2 protein-coding genes are annotated in these 3,185 nt (G+C 59.5%); one reads left to right on the forward strand and one right to left on the reverse strand.

The window, feature by feature from the left end:
- Nucleotides 1-5: 5 nt before the first annotated feature.
- The gene (locus BGE01nite_RS28665) at nt 6-638 is read right to left on the reverse strand and encodes an MBL fold metallo-hydrolase (protein WP_146856366.1); all 633 of its coding nucleotides are present in this window, start codon (nt 636-638) and stop codon (nt 6-8) included.
- Nucleotides 639-740: 102 nt separating this feature from the next.
- Between BGE01nite_RS28665 and BGE01nite_RS28670 the strand changes: the two genes are divergently transcribed.
- Entirely contained in the window at nt 741-3,077 is a 2,337-nt protein-coding gene (locus tag BGE01nite_RS28670) for a carboxy terminal-processing peptidase (protein WP_170267143.1), read from the forward strand.
- Nucleotides 3,078-3,185: the final 108 nt, after the last annotated feature.

Raw genomic sequence — 3,185 nt, forward strand, 5'->3', positions numbered from 1 at the left:
ATTTCTCAAGCCCCAGCCCCCACGAAGGGATTCTCCTCCCGCTCACGGCCGATCGTCGTCTCATCCCCATGCCCGGGGAAGACCACGGTCATGTCCGGCAGCGGCCAGAGATGGTTTTCAATGCCCGTGGCCAGTTGCTCGAAGGAGCCACCGGGGAAGTCCGTGCGGCCCACACCGTCCAGAAACAGCACGTCGCCACCGAAGAGCACGCCCTGGCTTTCGAGGTAAAAGCACACGCTGTCCGGCGAATGCCCTGGCACATGGAAAAGCTGCATCTTCTGCCCCAGGACCTCGATCTCGGTCTTCCCGTTCAGCACGTGATCCACGGCGAACTCAGGCACCGCGAATGCAGAGCCAGTCATGGTTTTAAACAACCTCTCCAGGGTCAGGTCCGGGGAGTAGGCCTCCCAGCAGTACACCGGGCAGCCATGCTCCCTGGCCACCGCCGCCGCATCCAGCACATGGTCAAAGTGCTGATGGGTCAGCAGCACGGCATCCACCTTGGCACCCTCCTGCTTCAGCCACCTGACGATGCCATCGGGAGCATCCACCAGGAGCATTCCCCCTGGGAGTTTTACCAAATAACCGTTGGTTTGGGCGATTCCGCCTGTGAACATGGACATCGAAATCGTTGTCATACACACCCTGAAAAAGGAATCCGGTGGACAATTCAAGGCATAACCCGCAAAATCTCACGTCATATTCACGGCCTTACCGCGTATTCTAGCAGCCCCCACATCATGATTCGCAAACCCCTGTCCCTTGTGGCTGCCTCTCTGGCGGCCATTTCCCTGGCCGTTCCTGCCCGTGCCGAGACGAACTTCGGCCAAGTGGCCATGCATGTGGCCTACATGCTGCAGAGCCAGCATTATTCGCACCGTGACTTTGATGACGATCTCTCCGCGAAGCTTCTGGAGAACTACCTGAACCTGCTGGACTTCCGTCACGTCTTCTTCACCCAGCAGGACGTGGACTCGCTCAAGGGCAAGTACAACACCACGCTCGATGACCATGTGCTCATGCGCAATGTCAGCCCGGCCATCGAGATCTATGACATCTACAAGCAGCGTGTGCAGGAGCGTCTCGACTTCGTGAAGAAGACGCTGGCTGCCCACAAGTTCACCTTTGACTCCAGCCGCACCGTCGAGCTGAAGCGCGACAAGGCACCTTATCCGAAGGACGTCGCCGAGCAGGACAAGCTCTGGCTGGACATCCTGGAGGAGAACATGCTCCAGGAAAAGCTCGTCGATGAGGCCAAGGTCGAGGAAGCCAAGAAAAAGGCTGAGAAGGCCGCCAAGAAAGCGGAGGAGAAAAAGAACGCCGCCGCCGCTGGCACCACGACCCCTGAGCCACCGCCTGCCAAGGCTGATGAAGCGAAGAAGGCCGAGTTCGCCAAGGACGAGGAGAAGGAAAAGACTCCTCAGGAGCGCGTGCTGAAGGACTATGAGCGCCTGCTCGAGAGCATCAACGAGAACGACCAGGAAGACATCGTCGACTTCTTCCTCTCCAGCCTCGCCATCGCTTATGATCCGCACACGGAGTACATGAGCCCCGCTGAGACAGACAGCTTTAACATCTCCATGAAGCACAAGCTCGTCGGCATCGGCGCGCTGCTGGGTCTGGTGGATGACGTGGCCCAGATCCAGGGCATCGTGGTCGGAGGTCCTGCGGACAAGCAGGGCGGCCTGAGTCTGAATGACAAAATCACCGGCGTGGCCCAGGGCGATGCTGACTTCGTCGACACGAAGTACATGAAGCTGAACAAGATCGTGGACATGATCCGCGGCAAGGATGGCAGCACCGTCCGCATGCGCATCAATCCTGCCAGCGATCCCGGCGCCACGAAGATCATTTCCATCGTCCGCGGTGAAGTGGAACTGAAGGAGAAGCTCGCGAATGCTGAGATGCTCGTCACCCCGCCGGAAATGGGCAAGCAGCTCAAGCTCGGCTGGATCAATCTTTCCTCCTTCTACGCTGACATGGAGGAAGGTACCGTCTCCACCACGGATGACGTGCAGAAGCTTCTCGCCCGTCTCATGAAGGAGAAGATTGACGGCCTTGTGCTCGATCTCCGTGGCAATGGTGGTGGTTCGCTTGAAGAAGCCATCCGCCTCACCGGTCTCTTCGTTCCTGCAGGTCCGGTCGTGCAGGCCAAGGACTGGCAGGGCCGCATCTCCTTCCGCGAGTGTGAAAACGAGAAGGCCTTCTACGATGGCCCGATGATCGTCCTCACGGACAAGACCAGCGCCTCGGCCTCCGAGATTCTTGCCGCCGCTCTTCAGGACTACCGCCGCGCCTTGATCGTGGGTGACAAGTCCACCTTCGGCAAAGGCACCGTGCAGACCATCCTTCCTGTGGAGCGCTTCATGCCCTTCTTCGCCAAGAAGGACCGCGCCGGTAACCTCAAGGTCACCATCCAGAAGTTCTACCGCATCGCCGGTGGTTCCACCCAGCTCAAGGGTGTGGAGCCAGACCTTGTGCTGCCTTCCATCCGTGACGTGCTGGACATCGGTGAAGCCTCTGCGGACAACCCGCTGCCGTATGACACCATCCCGGCCCGCAAATACAACCTCTTCACCGAGAAACCCTGGCCGCTCACGGAACTCAGCAAGCGCATGACCGAGCGCGTGAAGACCAATCCTGAGTATCAATACATCGGCGAGGAGTCCAAGCGCCTCAAAGAGCGCATCGACCGCAACGTCGTCTCTCTCAACCTCGCTGAACGCGAGAAGGACACCGCTGATACCAAAGCCCGCCGTGAGAAGCAGGACGAGGAGCGCTCCGCCCGTGCCAAGGACATCGCCGCCAAGACCAAGGACGGCGGCCTGAAGGTCTACCACCTCACCCTCGACAACGTCGAGAAGCCCGAGCTCATTCTCGAGTCTGACTTCACCCGTGAGCAGAGCACCGGCATGCGCATGGCCAAGCGTGACGACGACGAAGACGCCGAGCCCGCCGCCGCCAAGTTCCCCTATGGCGTGGAGCCCATGAAGCTGGAAGCCGTGAACATCATGCGCGACCTCCTTGAGCTCAAGCAGCCCACCACCGCCAAAGCCGACGAACCCCAGGCCAAGTAAGCCGGTAGGTCAGACAAACTCTTCAACGCCATCGAGTAAAACCTCGATGGCGTTTTTGTTTTTGGGTGTTGAAGTCACGGTAGCGTCCTGGAGTGCGCCGGCCCTCCC

The sequence above is a fragment of the Prosthecobacter gellanilyticus genome (assembly GCF_007992435.1).
Taxonomy (GTDB): domain Bacteria; phylum Verrucomicrobiota; class Verrucomicrobiia; order Verrucomicrobiales; family Verrucomicrobiaceae; genus Prosthecobacter; species Prosthecobacter gellanilyticus.